Raw genomic sequence first — 17607 nt, 5'->3', positions numbered from 1 at the left:
AGAGGGTGGTCACAGATGGCCGACACCGCCGGCCTGCAGATCGACCAGCACCTGAGGTCCTTCGTCGAGGGCGAGCTCCTGTCCGACGTCGACCTCACGGCGGACGACTTCTGGGCGACCCTGGCCGGGCTCCAGGAGCGCTTCGCCCCGAGGATCGCCGACGCACTGGCCCGTCGCGACGAGATCCAGTCGCGCATCGACGAGTGGCACCGCGAGCACGGGGCCGGGTCGGTCGAGGAGTACGAGACGTTCCTCACCGACCTCGGCTACCTGCTTCCGGAGAAGTCCCCGACCATCGGCGTCGACCGGGTCGACCCGGAGATCGCCGAGGTCCCCGGCCCGCAGCTGGTCGTGCCCTCGACCGTCCCGCGCTACGCGCTCAACGCCGCCAACGCCCGCTGGGGCTCGCTGTTCGACGCCTTCTACGGCACCGACGCGCTCCCGCAGGACGGCGAGCTCGCACAGGGCTACGACGAGCGCCGCGGCGCGCAGGTGATCACCGCCGCCGACGAGCTGCTCGACGAGCTGTTCCCGCTCGCGAAGGGCAGCCACGCCGACGCCACCGCCTACCGGGCCTCGACCGACGGGCTCGTCGTCGACACCGGCGCGACCGGCACGGTCGGGCTGGCCGACCCCGCGCAGTTCGCCGGGTTCCGCCCGGTCGACGGCGACGGCCGCGGCGCGGTCCTGCTGACCCGCAACGGGCTGCACCTGGAGATCACGATCGACCCGACCACCCGGGTCGGCACCCAGCACCACGCCGACGTCGCCGACGTCGTGCTCGAGTCCGCGGTCACCACGATCGTCGACCTCGAGGACTCCGTCGCGACCGTGGACGGCGAGGACAAGGCGCTGGCCTACCGCACCTGGCTCGGGCTGCTGCGCGGCGACCTGACCGCCGAGTTCCGCAAGGGCGGGAGGACCGTCACCCGCCGCGTCAACCCGGACCGCGAGTACACCGCGGCCGACGGCTCCGACCTCACCCTGCCCGGGCGCTCGCTGATGCTGGTCCGCAACTGCGGCCACCACATGACGACGAACGCGGTGCGCACCGCCGACGGCGCCGAGGTCGCCGAGGGCGTGCTCGACGCGCTCGTCTCGGCCGTCGCCGGGCTCTACGACCTGCAGGGGAAGGGCCCGCACACCAACTCCCGCGCGGGCAGCGTCTACATCGTCAAGCCCAAGCAGCACGGGCCCGAGGAGGTCGCGCTCACCGTCGAGCTGTTCGGCGCCGTCGAGGAGGCCCTCGGGCTGCAGGCGAACACGCTCAAGATCGGCATCATGGACGAGGAGAAGCGGACCACGGTCAACCTCTCCGCCTGCATCGCCGAGGCCGCGAACCGGGTCATCTTCGTCAACACCGGCTTCCTGGACCGCACCGGCGACGAGATCCACACCTGCTTCGCCGCGGGCCCGGTGCTGCGCAAGGGCGACATGAAGTCCACCACCTGGCTGAAGACCTACGAGGACCGCAACGTCGACGTCGCGCTCGCGGCCGGGTTCGCCCACACCGCGCAGGTCGGCAAGGGCATGTGGGCCAAGCCCGCCGCCATGGCCGAGATGATCGAGCAGAAGATCGGCCACCCGAAGGCCGGTGCGAACTGCGCGTGGGTGCCCTCGCCCACCGCGGCCACCCTGCACGCGCTGCACTACCTGCGCGTCGACGTGCACGCGGTGCAGGACGAGATCGCCTCCCGCACCACCGCGGACCGTCGCAACCTGCTCGAGGTCCCGGTGACCGACGCGTCGTCGCTGTCGGCGCAGGACGTGACCCACGAGCTGGAGACCAACGTCCAGTCGATCCTCGGCTACGTGGTGCGCTGGGTCGGCATGGGCATCGGCTGCTCCACCGTCCCGGACCTGGAGGGCGTCGGGCTGATGGAGGACCGCGCCACCCTGCGGATCTCCGCCCAGCTGGTCGCGAACTGGCTCGCCCACGGCGTGGTCGACGAGCAGACCGTGCGGGACACCTTCGCCCGGATGGCCGCCGTCGTCGACGAGCAGAACGCCGGCGAGCACGGCTACCCCGCGATGGCGAAGGACCTGGAGTCCAGCGAGTCGTTCCAGGCCGCGCTGGAGCTGGTGTTCAGCGGGGCGACCGAGCCCAACGGCTACACCGAGCGGACGCTGACCCGCTGGCGTCAGCGGGCCAAGGCCGCGGCCTAGGCCGCACCACCACCGTCGACGACGACGCCCCCGGGACCGGTTCCCGGGGGCGTCGTCGCGTTCCGAGGAGGAGACCGATCGTGAAGCCGTGGACGCGGCCGGCCGCCGTGCTGTTCGGCGTCGGCTACGGCGCCAACCAGTTCAGCCCGCTGATGGTCATGTACCGCGAGCAGGGGCACTACTCGCCGACCGTGGTCGCCGCGTTCTTCGGTGTCTACGTGCTCGGTCTCGCCCCGGGCCTGCTCGTCGGCGGGCCCGCGTCGGACCGCTGGGGCCGCCGCCGGGTGCTGCTGCCCGCCACGGCCGCGTCGATCCCGGCCAGTGCCGTCATCGCGCTCGGTGCGTTCTCCGAGATCCTGCTCTACGCCGGCAGGCTGCTGTTCGGCCTGTGCATCGGCGTCGCGATGGCGGTGGCCACGACGTGGGTCAAGGAGCTGTCCGGGGAGGGGGAGGGCGCCCGGCGGGCGGCGCTCGCGCTCACCGCGGGCTTCGGCCTCGGACCGTTGGTCGGCGGGCTGCTCGCGCAGTTCGCACCGCTGCCGATGGAGCTGCCCTACCTGGTCCACATCGCGCTCATGGTCCCCGTCACCTGGTGGCTCGTGGCGGCCCCGGAGACGGTCGTGCCGGGCCGCTCCCGGTCCTGGCTGCGCGACCTGCGGGTGCCCGCCGCCGCGCACCCCCGTTTCCGGTGGCTGGTGCTGCCCGCCGCGCCGTGGGTGTTCGGCGCCGCCGCGCTGTCGTTCGCGGTGCAGCCGACCGCGCTCGGCGACGTCGTCGGCGGCTACGGGCTGCTCGTCGCGACGCTGCTCACCGCCGTCACCCTGGGCTGCGGCTTCCTCGCCCAGTCCGCGGCCCGGACGATCGACGCCCGCTCGCCGCTCGCCGCCACCCGGATCGGGCTCGCGCTCGTCGTCGTCGGGACGGTGGTGGCCGCGGCGGGTGCCGCCGGCCGCTCCGTCCCGGTCGCGTTCGGTGCCGCCGCGTTGCTCGGCGCCGGCTACGGCTTCGTGCTGCTGTCAGGACTGCAGGAGGTCCAGCGCATCGCCGCGCCGGAGCACCTGGCCGGGCTCACCGCGGTGTTCTACTCGCTGACCTACGCCGGTTTCCTGCTGCCGATGCTGCTGTCCGCCCTGACCGGGGCCGCGGGATACCCGGTCCTGCTGCTCGTCGTCGCCGGGGTGCAGGCGGTCTGCCTGGGCCTGGTCTGGGCGGGGGCGCACCGGGTGCGCCGGTCCCCACGGGAGCGGACCGCGGTGCCCTGACCCGTGGCCACGGCCCCGGTGTGGTCGCGGTCCGCGCGCTGATCCGCTCCGCGCGCGCGTCCGGGTCCGCGCGCGCCGCGGATCACCGCGCGCGGTGCGGATCCCCCCCCCCCCGCCGTCCGAGCCGGGGGTCCACCCGATGTCCACCCCGGGACGGAGGCGGCCACCGGCCGGCGCTCGTACCGTCGGGCGGGTGACCACCACCACCGGTCCGGACACCACGGACCTGCCGCGCCTCCCGTTCCCGCGCCACGACGTCCTCGAGCTGCCGCCGCTGTTCGACCGGCTGCGGGAGCGGTCCCCGATCACCCCGGTCCGGACCCCGGCCGGCGATGTCGCGTGGCTGGTCACCGGCTACGACGAGGCCCGCGCCCTGTTCGCCGACGACCGGCTCGGCCGCAGCCACCCCGAGCCGGAGCGGGCCGCGCGCATCTCCGACTCGATGATCTTCGGCGGGCCGAGCGGCGACTCGCCGGACACCGAGCGCGCGAACCACACCCTGATGCGCAAGCTGCTCGCGCCCGCGTTCTCCGCGCGCCGGATGCGCAGGCTCTCCGGGCACGTCGCGGAGCTGGTGGCCCGGCAGCTCGACGTCGTCGAGGCCGCCGGTCCCGGCGCCGACCTGCACGAGCTGTTCTCCTTCCCGCTTCCGGTGCTGGTCATCTGCGAGCTGCTCGGCGTCCCCTACGACGACCGCGAGGAGTTCCGGCGCTGGTCCGGTGAGCTGGGGCTGCTCCACGACCGGCCCCGCGCCGAGGCCGCCGCGCAGGCGCTGTTCGCCTACGTCCGCGGCCTCGTCGACCGCAAGGACGACGAGCCGGGGGAGGACGTGCTGTCGGACTTCGCCGCGCTCGGCTCGGCGCCGGAGCAGCGCGACCGGCTCGCCGCGCTCGGTGCCGGACTGCTGTTCGCCGGGCACGAGACGACGGTCGGCCGGATCGACACCGGCACCGTCCTGCTGCTGGACCGCCCGGGGGAGTGGGCGGCGCTCGCCGCGGACCCGGAGCGCGCCCCGGGGGCGGTCGAGGAGGTCCTGCGGCTGGCGGTGCCCAGCGGGGGCAACGGCGGCATCCCGCGCTACGCGCACGCCGACGTCGACATCGCCGGGGTGCACATCCCGGCGGGCGACGCGATCCTGCTCGCCCCGGGCGCGGCGAACCGGGACCCGCGGCACTTCGCCGGGGCGACCGAGTTCGACGCGGAGAGGAAGTCCTCGCACCTCGCGTTCGGGCACGGGCCGTACTTCTGCGTGGGCGCGAGCCTGGCCCGGGTCGAGCTGACCGAGGTGTTCCGGGCGCTGCCCGCCCGGTTCCCGTCGCTGCGCCTCGCCGTGCCGCGCACCGAGCTGGAGCTGCGCTCGGACGTGCTCACCGGAGGGCTGCGTGCGCTGCCGGTCACCTGGGACCGATCATGAGGACGTGGGGGAACTCGAACTGCGCGTGGCGGGGCTCGACCATCCGGACGTGACGCCACTGATGCGGCGGCTGCAGGCGTTCTACGGCGAGGTCTACGGCGACGGCGACGCCACCCCCGTCGACCCGGCCGACTTCCGGACCCCGTCCGGGTTGTTCCTGGTCGGCTACGACGACGGCGTCCCCGTCGCGACCGGGGCGTGGCGCGCCGTCGACGCCGATCCGGCCGACCCGGCGCGCCGTGACGGCGACGCGGAGCTGAAGCGGATGTACGTCGAGCCCGCCGCCCGCGGCCGGGGACACGCCCGGGCGGTGCTCGTCGCGCTGGAGCGTGCGGCCGCCGCCGCCGGGCGTCGTCGCATGATCCTCGAGACGGGTGACGGCCAGCCCGCTGCGATCGCGCTGTACGAGACCAGCGGATACCGTCGGACCAGCAACTTCGGTGCGTACCGGAACGACCCCCGCTCCCGGTGCTTCGCCAAACCGCTCGCGGCGTGAGACTCGGTACGGTCACGGGCGAAACGTCCGGTTGCGCCGATAGGATGACCTCGGCGTCGTCGCCGCGTCCCTTCCGGTGATCGTGCGGCGGCCTCTTCCGGCGCTCCCCGGGTCCGGCCGTGACGTGAGCGGAACCGCTGGTCCGAACGACCCCGTGACTCCAGGAGGTGTCGGTGCTCGCCGTCGTGGCCGCCCATCTCGTCCTGGCGCTGTGCCTGCCCGCGCTCGCCCGGTACCACCGGCGGCTGGCGTTCGGCGCCGGCGCCGCCCTGCTCGCCGCCACCCTCGTGTGGGCGATGACGCAGGCCTCGACCGCACTCTCCGGCGGGGTGACCGACCGCGTCGAGTGGGCGCCCGAGCTGGGGCTGACGCTGAGCCTGCGGATGGACGCGCTCGCGATCGCGATGATCGTGCTCGTCTCCGGCGTCGGAGCGCTGATCATGATCTACGCGGCCTGGTACTTCGGACCGCGCTCCACCGACGCGGCCCGCTCCGCGGCGCTGCTGGTCGCCTTCGCCGGGATGATGCTCGGCCTGGTGCTGGCCGACGACCTGCTGACCCTCTACGTGTTCTGGGAGCTGACGTCGCTGACGTCGTTCCTGCTCGTCGGGCAGGGCGGCCAGTACCGGGAGAACCGCCGCGCCGCGGTCCAGGCGCTCGTCGTGACCGTGTTCGGCGGGCTGGCGATGCTGCTCGGGATCGTGCTGCTGGGCCAGCTGGCCGGCACGTACTCGATCCCGGAGATCACCGCGGCCGCGACCTCCGGCACGCTCGCCCCGGACAGCCCGGTCGCGCTGTCGGTGTCGCTGGTGCTGATCCTGCTGGGCGCGCTGACCAAGTCCGCGCAGCTGCCGTTCCACCCCTGGCTCCCGTACGCGATGGCCGCCCCGACGCCGATCTCGGCGTACCTGCACGCGGCGTCGATGGTGAAGGCCGGGGTCGTGCTCGTCGCGCGGCTCGGGCCCGCGTTCTCGGTGCACCCCGTGTGGTGGGCGCCGGTCATGGTGCTCGGCCTCGCGACGATGGTGCTGGGCGGCTGGCGTGCGATGCGCCAGACCGACCTCAAGCGGCTGCTGGCCTTCGGCACCGTCTCCCAGCTCGGGTTCCTCATGGTGCTGTTCGGGTCCGGCTCGCGGGTGGCCGGGCTCGCCGGCATCGCGATGCTGCTGGCGCACGGGCTGTTCAAGGCGCCGCTGTTCATGGTGGTCGGGGCGATCGACAAGGCCTGCGGCACCCGTGACCTGCGGGAGCTGTGCGGTCTCGGGCGCCGCCGGCGGGGGCTCGCCGTGATCGCCACGCTCGCCGGCCTGTCGATGGCGGGCCTCCCGCCGATGCTCGGCTTCGTCGGCAAGGAGGCCGCGTTCGAGGCGTTCGTGCTCGAGGGCGGCGTCCGCGGCTGGATCGCGGCGATCGGGCTGGTCGCGGGCTCGCTGCTGACCGTCGCCTACACCGCACGGTTCCTGTGGGGCGCGTTCTCCACCAAGGGGCTGCACCCCACCGGCGGCGACCCGGTCCCGCTCGGCCTGTCCGGCCCGGCGTGGCTGTGCGCGCTGACCGGGATCGCGGCCGGGTTCGCCGCGCCGCTGGTCCAGCAGCTCGCCGCCTCCTACGCCGCGTCGCTGCCCCCGCTCGGCGACGCCTACGCCGCCCGCTACGAGCTGGCCCTGTGGCACACCCCCGGGCTGCCGCTGCTGTTCACCGGCGTCGCGCTGGCCGGCGGGCTCCTCCTGCACCGCTACGGACAGACCCTGACCGGGCACCTCTCGGTGCCGCACGTGTCCGCCCAGCGCGGGTACGAGGCCGTCGTGACCGGGCTGGAGCGCTCGGCGATCACGGTCACCGGCCGGCTGCAGATCGGCTCGCTGCCGGTCTACCTCGGCTGCATCCTCGCGACACTGATCGCGCTGCCCGGCCCGGTCCTCGCCGTGACCGGCACGTTCCCGACCGACCAGGCGCCCTACCACTCGATCATGCAGGTCCCGGTCGGGCTGATGGTGATCGTCGCGGCGATCGCGCTGTGCCTGGCGCACCGCCGGTTCACCGCGGTGCTGCTGGTCGGCGCGGTCGGATACGGCATCGGCGGCCTGTTCGTCATCGACGGTGCCCCCGACCTGGCGCTCGCCCAGTTCCTGGTCGAGACGCTCACCCTGGTGGCGTTCGTCTTCGTGCTGCGACGCCTGCCCGCCCACTTCGACGAGCCGGACAGCGAGCGCCGCGTCCGCGCCCCCAAGGCAGCGGTCGCCGCGGTCGGCGGCCTGCTCGTCGCGGGGATGGCCGTGGTGCTCTCCGGGGCCCGCACGCTGCCGCCCGCCACCACCGGGCCGTTCATCGCCGGCGCGCCGGAGGCCGGCGCGACCAACCTGATCAGCGCGATCCTGGTGGACTTCCGCGCGCTCGACACGGTCGGTGAGATCACCGTGCTGCTGATCTGTGCCGCCGGCACCGCGAGCCTGGTGCTCGCGACCCGTTACGACAAGAGGAAGGGCGGCACGGTCGTGCGCAGCGGCTCGGGATCGCCGAAGCACGAGCAGGAGGTGCTCGGATGACGGCCTCGCAGGAGAAGCCCGCACCCCCGCCGGGGGACGCCGAGAGCTGGGCCCGGATGGACCAGCCCAGCGGACGGTGGATGCTCCCCGGCGCCTGCCCGGACGTCCGCGAGCGGACCCTCGTGCTGGAGGCCGCGGCCCGGCTGCTGTTCCCCGTGGTGCTGGTGTTCTCGGTGTTCCTGCTGCTGGAGGGTCACTACGGCCCCGGCGGCGGGTTCTCCGGCGGCCTGGTCGCCGGGCTCGCGTTCGTGCTGCGCCACATCGCGGGCGGCGACGACAACCTGGGTTCCCGGTTCCGGATCCGCCCGCCCGTGCTGGTCGGCAGCGGGCTGATCGTCGCGGTGCTCACCGCGCTGGCCCCGGTCGCCTGGGGCGACCCGGTGCTCGCCTCGGTCAAGTGGACGATCACCTTCGGCCCGTTCGGCTACCTCGACATCGTGAGCAGCCTGCTGCTCGACGTCGGCGTCTACCTGCTGATCATCGGCGTGGTGCTCGACCTGCTGCGCTCGCTCGGCTCCGGCATCGCCCGCGACGCCCGCGAGGCCGGCGAGGACGTCCCGGGCGGAGGTGGCCGCGGATGAACACCACGATCAACCTGAGCATGGCGATCGTGCTCGCGGTGCTGTACTCGGTCGGGTTCTACCTGCTGATGCAGCGTTCGCTGATGCGCATCCTGATCGGCATCGTGGTGCTCGGGCACGGCGCGAACCTGCTGCTGCAGGTCTCCGGCGGTCCGCCCGGCCGCGCCCCGATCCTCGACGCGGTGCTGCCCGAGCAGATCGCCGACCCGCTCCCGCAGGCGCTGGCGCTGACCGCCATCGTCATCACCTTCGCCCTGACCACGCTGCTGCTGGCCCTGGGCTACCGCTCCTGGGTGCTCGTCGGGCACGACGAGGTGCAGGACGACGTGGAGGACCGCCGCATCGCCGACCGGCAGAAGCCCAAGGGCGCGATGGAGGAGGGCACCGCGGACGAGACCGACGCCGAGCCCGAGGACACCGCCGACTCCCACGAGCTCGAGGAGGGCCGCAAGTGACCCCGCTGCAGGCCCTGGTCACGCTGCCGGTGCTGCTGCCCATGCTGGGCGCCGCGAGCAGCGTCGTCGTCAGCCGTCGCGCCTCGGCCCAGCGGGTCATCGGCGTGGTGACCCTGACGCTGGTGTGCGTCGTCGGCGTGGTGCTGCTGGTCGCCGCGGACACCTACGGGCCGGTCGTCGCCGAGCTCGGCGGCTGGCCCGCCCCGATGGGCATCGTGCTGGTCGCCGACCGGATGTCGGCGCTGCTGCTGCTCATCTCGTCGGTGGTGACGCTCGCGGTGCTCGTCTACGCGATCGACCAGCGGATCTCCGACTACGGCCGGGAGACCGCCAGCACCACCTTCCACCCGATCTTCCTGCTGCTGTCGACGGGGGTGTCGCTGGCCTACCTGACCGGCGACCTGTTCACCCTGTTCGTCGCGTTCGAGATCATGCTGGCGTCGAGCTACGTGCTCATCACCCGGCGGACGTCGGCGTCGCGGATCCGGTCCGGCATGACCTACGTGATCGTGTCGCTGACCTCGTCGCTGCTGTTCCTCACCGCGGTGGGGCTCGTCTACGCCGCCACCGGCACGGTCAACCTGGCCGACCTCGCCGGGCGGATGGGTGCGCTGCCGGAGGGCCTGCGCGCGGTCCTGGCCCTGGTGCTGATCGTGGTGTTCGGCATCAAGGCGGCGATCGTGCCGCTGCACTTCTGGCTGCCCGACAGCTACCCGAACGCGCCCGCCCCGGTCACCGCGCTGTTCGCGGGGCTGCTCACCAAGGTCGGCATCTACGCGCTGCTGCGCACCCAGACGCTGGTGTTCCCGCAGGACAGCCCGTCGACGCTGCTGCTGGTGATCGCCGCGATCACGATGGTCGTCGGGGCGCTCGGCGCCGTCGCCCAGGACGACCTCAACCGGCTGCTGTCGTTCCTGCTGGTCAGCCACATCGGGTTCATGGTGTTCGGGCTCGCCCTGCACACCCCCGACGGCATCGCCGGGACGGGGCTCTACGTCGTCCACCACATCACGGTCCAGGCGACGTTGTTCCTGGTCAGCGGGCTCATCACCCGGCGGACCGGGACGGTGTCGATCTCCCAGATGGGTGGGCTGGCCCAGCGGGCGCCGCACCTGGCCGTGCTGTTCGCGATCCCCGCGATCACCCTCGCCGGACTGCCACCCACCTCGGGGTTCGTCGCGAAGCTCGCGCTGCTGCAGGCCGGCGCGGGCGCGGGCCTCGCCGGGGAGCTGGTCGCCGCCGTCGTCGTGCTGGCGAGCCTGCTGACCCTCTACGCCGTCGCCCGGGTCTGGGTGCGGGTGTTCTGGGGCGCCCCCAAGGAACCCCTCGCCGACGACGACCCGAACGACGAGCTCGTCGTCGGGACCGCGCGCAGCGCCCGCGGCATGTACGTCGGCGCGTCCGCGCTGGTCGTGGTCAGCGTTGCGATCGCGCTGTTCGCCGGCCCGCTGTCCGGGGTGACCGCCCGGGCCGGGGTGGACCTGCACGACCGGACCGGTTACACCGACGCCGTCCTCGGGCCGGGCGCGGACCCCGGCAGCGATGGGACCATCAGCGCCGGCGGGCCGGCCGGCGGCGTCGACGGGAACACGACCGTGCGGACCGCGGCCGGCGACACCCCGGAGGTGACCCCGTGAGCGAGCAGACCCCGAGCCGCGGTGGCGCGGGCACGGCCGACGGACCGGACCCGCGCGAGCTCGACGACGCCGAGAGCTCCCCCGAGGCCGTCCGCGACCGCGAGATGGGCGCGGCCGAGGCGGGCGAGACACCCGAGGCCGACCGCACCCCCGCCCGGGTGCCCCCGCCGGTCCCGGACACCGTCGCCGAGCCGATGGGCGGCTCCGCCCGCGGCGGGAGCGTGCGCCGGCGGATCCCGCAGGTGCTGGCTCTGGCGCTGGTCTGGGTGCTGCTGTGGGGGAGCGTGTCCCCGGCCGCGATCGTCGGCGGGCTGCTCGTCGGCGCCGCGGTGACGGCGGTCTTCCCGCTGCCGCTGCTGCCCGAGCGGCTCCCGTTCCGCCCGTGGAAGCTGCTGCGGCTGCTGGCGTTCCTGGCATCGGACCTGGTCGTCTCCGGGATCCGGGTCAGCATGGTGACGCTGCGGCACGGGCCGCGCGCCCGGTCCGGGATCGTCGGGCTGCCGCTGTGCACCGGCTCGGACCGCACCGCGACGACGATCGTCGCGGCCTGCGCGCTGTCCCCGGGCAGCTTCACGCTGCAGATCGACCGGGCCCGGCACCGCTGGTACGTCTACGCACTCGGCCTGCACCGGCCCGGCGCCGTCGAGCGGCTCCGCCGGGACATGATGCGGCTGCAGATGCGGGTCATCGACGCCGTCGGCAGCCAGGAGGACCGGGACCGGTGCGCCGCCGCCGTCGCCGCGGTCACCGCCGAGGACGCGGGGAGGAACGACCGGTGACCGTCGTCCACACGCTGGTACTGATCATGCTGACCGCCGCGGCGGCGCTGACGATGTGGCGGCTCCTGAAGGGCCCCACCACGCTGGACCGCATCGCGGCCCTGGACGTGTTCGTCGTGCTCATCGTGGCCGCGGCCGCGGTGTACGCGGCGATCTACTCCGACGGGTCGAACATCCCGCTGCTGGCCGCGGTCGCGCTGATCGCGCTGGTCGGCTCGGCGACGGCGGCCCGCCTGGTCGAACGATGGGAGCGGCACCGCTGATGGGCGTGCACGACGTGCTCGACGTGGTCTCCGCCGCGCTGATGCTCGCCGGCGGGCTGTCCTGCCTGCTCGGCGCGCTCGGGCTGGTCCGGCTGCCGGACCTGCCCGCCCGGCTGCAGGCCACCACCAAGCCGCAGACCCTGGGGCTGCTGCTGATCCTGCTGGGCGTCGCGGTGAACCTGGAGTTCGAGAACTCCTCGACGCTGATCCTGGTCGTGCTGTTCCAGGTGCTGACGGCGCCGGTCATCTCGCAGGTGGTCGGTCGCTCGGCCTACCGCAGCGGCGCGATCGACCGGGACGCACTCGTCGTCGACGACCTGGGGGAGGACATCGACGCCGACGCGCGTGCCCGGGAGGTGCGGACGGTTCAGCCGTCGTCGCCGCGGGAGCCCGCGGAGCCGGGGTCGTCCTCGCGCAGCGTCGACGGGGTCGACGGGGCACCGGAGCGGTAGGCGGCGTGCCCGATCGCGAAGCTCGCGATCGGGATCGTGAACAGCTGCAGCGCCACGGCGACGCCGAGGGTCAGCAGCACCCCGGGCTCGGGCACCAGGATCGCGACCCCGACGAGGATCGCGACGATCCCGAGCCCGGCGGCCTTGGTGACGGCGTTCGTGCGGTTGTAGACGTCGGGCAGGCGCACCATGCCGACCGCGCCCGCGGCGACCAGGAGCACCCCGGCGCCGAGCACGATCCCGCCGATCGCGTTCTGCACCGGCCCGCCGACGAGCACGCTCACCGCTTCGCCCCCTTCTCCGCCCAGATCAGCCGGGCCACGGCGACCGTGGTCAGGAACCCGACCAGCGTCGCGACGACGACGAGGTCCAGCATCGCGGTGGATCCCAGCCGCAGCGCCAGCAACGCGATCAGCCCGACGACGACCACGAAGCCGTAGTCGACGGCCAGCCCGCGGTCGGCGTCGGTGGGCCCGGCCAGGACCCGCCCGACCGCGACGAGCAGGCCGAGCGCCAGGACGACGATCCCGGCGTCCAGCAACAGGGTGCTCACGGGGTCTCCTCCGGATCGCGGTCGACCACGCCCGGGGCGGGGCGGCGCAGGAACGCCAGCAACCGGTCCTCCATCTCGTGCACGCTCGCCCGCAGCTGCTCGGGGTCCGAGGCGTGCATGCCGTGCACGAGCAGCTCCGGGCTGCGCGAGCCGGTGGTCAGGTTCAGGGCGAGGGTGCCGGGGGTCAGGCTGAGCAGGCTCATGATCGACGCGATCTCGATCATGCTCCGCGACCGCAGCCGGACCCGGACCACCGCCGGGTCGATGCCGTGCCCGGGGGTGAGGACCTCGCGGAGCACGACGGCGTTGGCGCGGAAGAACTCGCCGGTGAACCACAGCAGGAACCCCACCGCGGCGCGCGGGCGCCCGCCCCGGCCGGGTGCGCGTCGGCGGGTCGTCACGGCGCCCCCACCGCCCCGACGTAGGCGGCGGTGTCGGCGAGACCCTGCCCGGCGACCGACGAGAGCGCCAGCAGCGGCTCCGCCCACAGCCCGAGCAGCAGCGACAGCGCCCCCAGCGCCAGCGCCGGGGCCACCGCGCGGACCGGGACCCGCAGTGCGACCACGGTGCCCGCACCGCCCCCGGGGTCCGGCTCGGGGGCGTCGCCGCCCCAGAACGCGCCGTTCCAGATCTTGAGCATCGACAGCAGGGTGAACACGCTGACCCCGACCGCGACGAGCGCGGCGGTGACCATGCCCGCGTCGACCGCGCCGAGCACCAGGGCGAGCTTCGCGACGAACCCGGACAGCGGCGGGATGCCGGCCAGGCTCAGCGCCGACACCGCGAACGCGACCGCGGTCGCCGGGTTGCGGGCGGCGAGCCCGCCGAGCCGGGACAGCGTGTCGGTGCCGACGTACCGCTCGACCGCACCGGCGACCATCAGCAGTGCCGCCTTGACCAGCACGTACTGCACCAGGAAGTAGATCGCCGCGGCCAGCCCGGCCGGGGTCCAGATCGCCATGCCGAGCACGATGTAACCGATCTGGCTGACCATGTGGAAGGTCAGGATCTGGCGCATCCCCCCGGCGCCGACCGCGCCGAGCACCCCGACGACCATCGTCAGCAGCGCGGCCACCAGCACGACCGGCAGGAAGCGCGGGTCGCCGTCGTAGACGGTCGCGTAGATCCGGAACAGCGCGTACACGCCGACCTTGGTCAGCAGCCCGGAGAACAGCACGGTGACCGCGGCCGGGGCGGCGGTGTAGGCCCGCGGCAGCCAGTTGTGCAGCGGCACCAGCGCGGCCTTCACCGACAGCGCCAGCAGGATCACCGCGGTCGCCGCGGCCAGCGCCGGGTCGGTCACGGCGCGCCCGGCGAGGTCGCCGAGCTGCACCGTCCCGGCGACGCCGTAGACCAGGCCGAGCCCGGCGAGGAACACCGTCGAGGCCAGCAGGTTCACCGTCAGGTACAGCCGCGACGCCGCGATCCGCTCCGGGCCCCGGCCGGTCGCGATGAGCACGTAGCTGGGGACGAGCATGACCTCGACGAACACGAACAGGCTGAACAGGTCCGCGGTGAGGTAGGCGCCGTGCACCCCGGCGAGCAGCAGCAGCGACTGCGGCAGGAACGCACGGTCGGTGTCGGACCCGGTGACCGCGGCGAAGGCCAGGCAGGCGATCCCCAGCACCCCGGTGACGGTCAGCATGATCGTGCCGAACGCGTCGGCGGCCAGCGGGATCGCGATGCCGGCCGGCCAGTTCCCGAGCCGCTGCACGATCACCGCGCCGTCCGCGGTGGCGGCGAGCAGGACCGCGGACACCGCCGTCGACGCGGCGAGCGCGGTGAACGCGACGATCCGCCGCGCCGTCATCGGCAGCAGGAACGGCCCGCCCCCGCCCGGCGGGCGCGCGGTGAGCAGGACCAGCAGGCCCGCCGCGGCGAGCGGAACCAGGATCGGCGCGACGACGAGCGCCTCGAGGCCGGTCACCGGGGGTCCCCGCCCTCGTCCTCGTCGCCGGCCTTGAGCAGGGCCAGCAGGTAGACCGTGATCGCGAAGGCGATCACGATCGCGGTGAGCACGAACGCCTGCGGCAGCGGGTCGGCCATCTGCGCCCGGTCCTGCTGCCCCAGCAGCGCGGGCTCGCGGGTCGCCATCCCGCCCGCGGAGATGATCAGGACGTTCACGCCGTGCCCGAGCAGCACGAACCCGAGCACCGTGCGCAGCAGCTCGCGCTGCAGGACCAGGTACACCCCGCCCGCGACGAGCACGGCGACGACGACCGCGGCCGTCACCGGGAGCTCCCCAGCAGGGAGCCGGTGCGGGCGCGCCCGCCGATCCGGTCGGTCGCGGCCACGATCAGCCCCACCACCATCAGGTAGATCCCCAGGTCGAACACGAACGACGACAACAGCACCCCGCCGGGCAGGTACACCGGCGTCAGGAACGGCAGCCCCAGCGGGTACACCGCGATCCCGGTGAGCAGGCTCAGCAGGAGCCCGGACCCGACCAGCGGTTCGGGCCGCAGGCGCAGCGCCCACGCGTCGCCGCGGTGGGCGAGGCGCAGGAAGACGATCGCGACGCCCCCGACCAGCGACGAGATGAACCCGCCGCCGGGCTCGTCGTGGCCGCGCCAGAGCAGGAACAGCGACATCACGAGCATCAGCGGGGCCAGCACACGGCTGGCGACCCGCATGACGATCGTGTCGGCGGGGCCGTCGGTGGCGACCCGTCGGCGGGTGCTGCCCTCCGCGCCGGCCTCACCGCGCCGGATCAGCACCAGGAGCCCCAGTGCCGCCGCCCCGACCACGACGGCCTCGCCGAAGGTGTCCATGCCGCGGAAGTCGACGAGGATCGTGTTGACCACGTTCGTCCCGCCGGTGGCGGCCTCCGCGGTGTCCAGCAGGTACCCGCCGACCGGCGACGGCTCGCGGCGCCCGGTCAGCACGTAGGTGGCCGCCCCCAGCGACAGGCCCGCGGCCAGCGCGGCCACCGCGGCCGGGGCGCGCCGCCACCGCGCCGGGCGGTGCAGCCGGACCCCGCGCCCGCGCAGCACGAGCACCGCGACGACGGTGGTCAGCACCTCGACCAGCAGCAGCGTCATCGCGACGTCCGGGGCGCCGGCGAGCAGCAGCCACAGCGCCGTCGCCAGCCCGCCGAAGCCGGTCAGCGCCAGCGCCGCGGTGGCCGAGCGGGTCGTCACGGCCCCGGCGACCGTGGCCAGCACGAGCACGACGACCACCCAGTCCAGTGGCCGTGTGACCGGCGCGGGGAACGGCGGCAGCGCGGGCAGGGCCACCCCGGCGGCGACGGCGAGCACCGGCAGCGCCAGCACCGGGCGGGCCAGGACGGCGGCGGGGGAGGGGTCGGTGTCGGGGCGCCCCACCCGGGCGCCGAGGGCGAGCACCCCGGCCCGGATCCGGTCGAAGACCGCGGCGCCGTCGGGGACCGGGAGGCGCTCCAGCGCCCGGTCCACCCGATCGCGCCAGTGGAACAGCGCGTAGCCGCCGGCGACGGTGAGCACCGACAGCACCAGTGCGGTGCCGAAGCCGGGCCAGAGCACGAACGTGACCGGCTCCGAGCCCGGGTCCAGGTCGCGGGCGGCCCGGTCGGTCAGTGGGTTCAGCACCCGGACCGCGGGGCCCAGGACCAGCCCGAGCAGGGCGGCGACGGCGGCCGGGGCGAGGAACGCCCACGACGGCTCGTACAGGCCGGGCTGGCTGAGCCTGCCGCCGAACGCACCGTGCACGATCCGGGCGGAGTAGGCGAAGGTCAGCGCCGACGCCACGACCGCGACGGCGGCGGCCACCGGCCCGGCGCCGGGCGCGAAGTCGGCCTCGAGGAAGCCCTCGTAGAGGTTCTCCTTGGACACGAACCCGAGCAGCGGCGGCACCCCCGCCATCGACAGCGCGGCGACCCCGGTCAGCGCCGCGGTGACCGGCATGACCTTCCGCAGGCCGCCGAGCTCGCGCACGTCGCGGCTGCCCGCCTCCTTGTCGATGATCCCGACCAGCATGAACAGGGTCGCCTTGAACAGGGCGTGGGCGAAGGTGTGCAGCACCGCCGCGGACAGCGCGTAGGACGTGCCGACGCCGATCGCGGCGGTGAGCAGGCCCAGCTGGCTCACCGTGGAGTGCGCGAGCACCGCCTTCAGGTCGTGCTCGCGCAGCGCCAGCACCGCGCCGACGACGGCCGTCGCCAGCCCGAGCGGGACGAGCACCGCCGACCAGGCCACCGACGGCACGTAGACCGGGGTGAACCGCATCAGCAGGTAGATGCCGGCCTTCACCATCGTCGCGGCGTGCAGGTAGGCGCTGATCGGGGTCATCGCGACCATCGCGCCGGGCAGCCAGAACGTGAACGGCAGCTGCGCGGACTTCGTCGCCGCGGCCAGGATCAGCAGCGCCCCCGCGGGCAGGGCCAGGGGGCTGGCGAGCACCGCGCCCGGGTCGGCGAGGACCACGTCGAGGCTGGTGCCCCCGGCCGCGACGCCGATCATCACCACCGCGCCGAGCAGGGCGAACCCACCCATCGCCGTCACGACGAGTGCGCGGCCCGCGGGCAGCGCCGCCGCCGGCCCGGCGGTGTTGACGAGCAGGAACGACAGGACGGTGGTGAGCTCCCAGAACACGTAGAGCAGCACCAGGTCGTTCGCGGTGACCAGCCCGATCATGGCGGCGGCGAACCCGGTGAGCAGTCCGTAGACGGTGCCGATCGGGTAGTACGACTCCAGGTAGCGCGGGCAGTAGGCCATCACCAGCGCGCCGACGCCCAGCACGATCGTCACGAACAGCAGCGACAGGCCGTCCATCCGCAGACCGAAGGAGATGCCCAGCGACGGCATCCAGGACACGCCCGCGGTGAGGACCTCCCCGCGGACGACGTCACCGGCGGCGGTGTTCGCGTACACGGCCAGTGCGGCGAGACCCGCGGCCAGCGGATAGCCCGCGTTGCGGCCGAGCAGCCGGGCGAGCACCGGGGCGAGCAGCGCCAGCGCGACCGCCCCGCCCAGGGTGACCAGGGGGATCACCGGGCAGCGCCTCCGTCCAGGGGGCCGGGGGTGCCG

Annotated in this window: 17 protein-coding genes; 11 read left to right on the top strand and 6 right to left on the bottom strand. The window is 74.2% G+C overall.

Annotated features, from left to right (window positions below):
• Positions 1-15: 15 nt before the first annotated feature.
• The 11 genes from ND486_RS15535 to mnhG (ND486_RS15485) all read left to right on the top strand — a co-directional run bounded on the left by ND486_RS15535 (position 16) and on the right by mnhG (ND486_RS15485) (position 12051).
• Positions 16-2166: a malate synthase G gene (locus ND486_RS15535; protein ID WP_251784879.1), complete on the top strand. Its 2151-nt coding sequence runs from the start codon at positions 16-18 to the stop codon at positions 2164-2166.
• A gap of 80 nt (positions 2167-2246) precedes the next feature.
• On the top strand, positions 2247-3428 hold the full coding sequence (locus tag ND486_RS15530) for an MFS transporter (RefSeq protein WP_251784878.1): 1182 nt from the start codon (positions 2247-2249) through the stop codon (positions 3426-3428).
• A 193-nt stretch (positions 3429-3621) separates the two neighbouring features.
• Complete coding sequence (locus ND486_RS15525; protein ID WP_251784877.1) at positions 3622-4842, top strand: cytochrome P450; 1221 nt, start codon at positions 3622-3624, stop codon at positions 4840-4842.
• A 61-nt stretch (positions 4843-4903) separates the two neighbouring features.
• The gene (locus tag ND486_RS15520; RefSeq protein WP_062404342.1) at positions 4904-5338 is read left to right on the top strand and encodes a GNAT family N-acetyltransferase; all 435 of its coding nucleotides are present in this window, start codon (positions 4904-4906) and stop codon (positions 5336-5338) included.
• Between the two features lie 173 nt (positions 5339-5511).
• Entirely contained in the window at positions 5512-7884 is a 2373-nt protein-coding gene (gene mbhE, locus ND486_RS15515) for a hydrogen gas-evolving membrane-bound hydrogenase subunit E (protein WP_251784876.1), read from the top strand.
• Entirely contained in the window at positions 7881-8465 is a 585-nt protein-coding gene (locus ND486_RS15510) for an MnhB domain-containing protein (RefSeq protein WP_208821083.1), read from the top strand. The genes mbhE (ND486_RS15515) and ND486_RS15510 overlap by 4 nt, the downstream gene beginning before the upstream one ends.
• A complete protein-coding gene (locus tag ND486_RS15505; protein ID WP_020622059.1) occupies positions 8462-8920 on the top strand; it encodes a Na(+)/H(+) antiporter subunit C in 459 nt (152 codons plus the stop codon). Before ND486_RS15510 ends, ND486_RS15505 begins: the two co-directional genes overlap by 4 nt.
• Before the next feature lie 5 nt (positions 8921-8925).
• Positions 8926-10557, top strand: coding sequence for a Na+/H+ antiporter subunit D (locus ND486_RS15500; protein WP_251784916.1), 1632 nt, complete (start codon positions 8926-8928; stop codon positions 10555-10557).
• Complete coding sequence (locus ND486_RS15495; protein ID WP_251784875.1) at positions 10554-11336, top strand: Na+/H+ antiporter subunit E; 783 nt, start codon at positions 10554-10556, stop codon at positions 11334-11336. Before ND486_RS15500 ends, ND486_RS15495 begins: the two co-directional genes overlap by 4 nt.
• A complete protein-coding gene (locus tag ND486_RS15490) occupies positions 11333-11599 on the top strand; it encodes a monovalent cation/H+ antiporter complex subunit F (RefSeq protein ID WP_062400930.1) in 267 nt (88 codons plus the stop codon). Before ND486_RS15495 ends, ND486_RS15490 begins: the two co-directional genes overlap by 4 nt.
• Positions 11581-12051 (top strand): monovalent cation/H(+) antiporter subunit G, encoded by a 471-nt coding sequence (gene mnhG / locus ND486_RS15485; protein WP_307799284.1) that lies wholly within the window; start codon positions 11581-11583, stop codon positions 12049-12051. Before ND486_RS15490 ends, mnhG (ND486_RS15485) begins: the two co-directional genes overlap by 19 nt.
• Here the strand turns inward: mnhG (ND486_RS15485) and mnhG (ND486_RS15480) are convergent.
• The 6 genes from mnhG (ND486_RS15480) to mbhE (ND486_RS15455) are packed head-to-tail and all read right to left on the bottom strand — an operon-like array spanning position 11967 to position 17571.
• Positions 11967-12335 carry a monovalent cation/H(+) antiporter subunit G gene (mnhG, locus tag ND486_RS15480; RefSeq protein WP_251784874.1) on the bottom strand — a complete coding sequence of 123 codons (369 nt, stop codon included), beginning with the start codon at positions 12333-12335 and terminating at the stop codon, positions 11967-11969. The genes mnhG (ND486_RS15485) and mnhG (ND486_RS15480) overlap by 85 nt on opposite strands.
• Entirely contained in the window at positions 12332-12604 is a 273-nt protein-coding gene (locus ND486_RS15475; RefSeq protein WP_226355704.1) for a monovalent cation/H+ antiporter complex subunit F, read from the bottom strand. The genes mnhG (ND486_RS15480) and ND486_RS15475 overlap by 4 nt, the downstream gene beginning before the upstream one ends.
• Positions 12601-13092 carry a Na+/H+ antiporter subunit E gene (locus ND486_RS15470; protein WP_208821089.1) on the bottom strand — a complete coding sequence of 164 codons (492 nt, stop codon included), beginning with the start codon at positions 13090-13092 and terminating at the stop codon, positions 12601-12603. The genes ND486_RS15475 and ND486_RS15470 overlap by 4 nt, the downstream gene beginning before the upstream one ends.
• On the bottom strand, positions 13002-14531 hold the full coding sequence (locus ND486_RS15465; protein WP_251784873.1) for a monovalent cation/H+ antiporter subunit D family protein: 1530 nt from the start codon (positions 14529-14531) through the stop codon (positions 13002-13004). The genes ND486_RS15470 and ND486_RS15465 overlap by 91 nt, the downstream gene beginning before the upstream one ends.
• Positions 14528-14836, bottom strand: a complete 309-nt coding sequence (locus ND486_RS15460) for a sodium:proton antiporter (protein WP_062400935.1) — start codon at positions 14834-14836, stop codon at positions 14528-14530. The genes ND486_RS15465 and ND486_RS15460 overlap by 4 nt, the downstream gene beginning before the upstream one ends.
• On the bottom strand, positions 14833-17571 hold the full coding sequence (gene mbhE / locus ND486_RS15455; RefSeq protein ID WP_251784872.1) for a hydrogen gas-evolving membrane-bound hydrogenase subunit E: 2739 nt from the start codon (positions 17569-17571) through the stop codon (positions 14833-14835). The genes ND486_RS15460 and mbhE (ND486_RS15455) overlap by 4 nt, the downstream gene beginning before the upstream one ends.
• Positions 17572-17607: the final 36 nt, after the last annotated feature.

Source organism: Pseudonocardia sp. DR1-2 (assembly GCF_023717215.1).
Taxonomy (GTDB): Bacteria; Actinomycetota; Actinomycetes; order Mycobacteriales; family Pseudonocardiaceae; genus Pseudonocardia; species Pseudonocardia alni.
The sequence above is the reverse complement of the archived record's forward strand: the minus strand, read 5'-3'. Positions and strand labels throughout refer to the sequence as shown.

Excerpts from the sequence above, each read along its gene's own strand:
- ND486_RS15535 (WP_251784879.1), top strand. The coding sequence starts at position 16 with ATGGCCGACACCGCCGGCCTGCAGATCGACCAGCACCTGAGGTCCTTC.
- ND486_RS15520 (WP_062404342.1), top strand. The coding sequence starts at position 4,904 with ATGCGGCGGCTGCAGGCGTTCTACGGCGAGGTCTACGGCGACGGCGAC.
- ND486_RS15510 (WP_208821083.1), top strand. The coding sequence starts at position 7,881 with ATGACGGCCTCGCAGGAGAAGCCCGCACCCCCGCCGGGGGACGCCGAG.
- ND486_RS15505 (WP_020622059.1), top strand. The coding sequence starts at position 8,462 with ATGAACACCACGATCAACCTGAGCATGGCGATCGTGCTCGCGGTGCTG.
- mnhG (WP_307799284.1), top strand. The coding sequence starts at position 11,581 with ATGGGAGCGGCACCGCTGATGGGCGTGCACGACGTGCTCGACGTGGTC.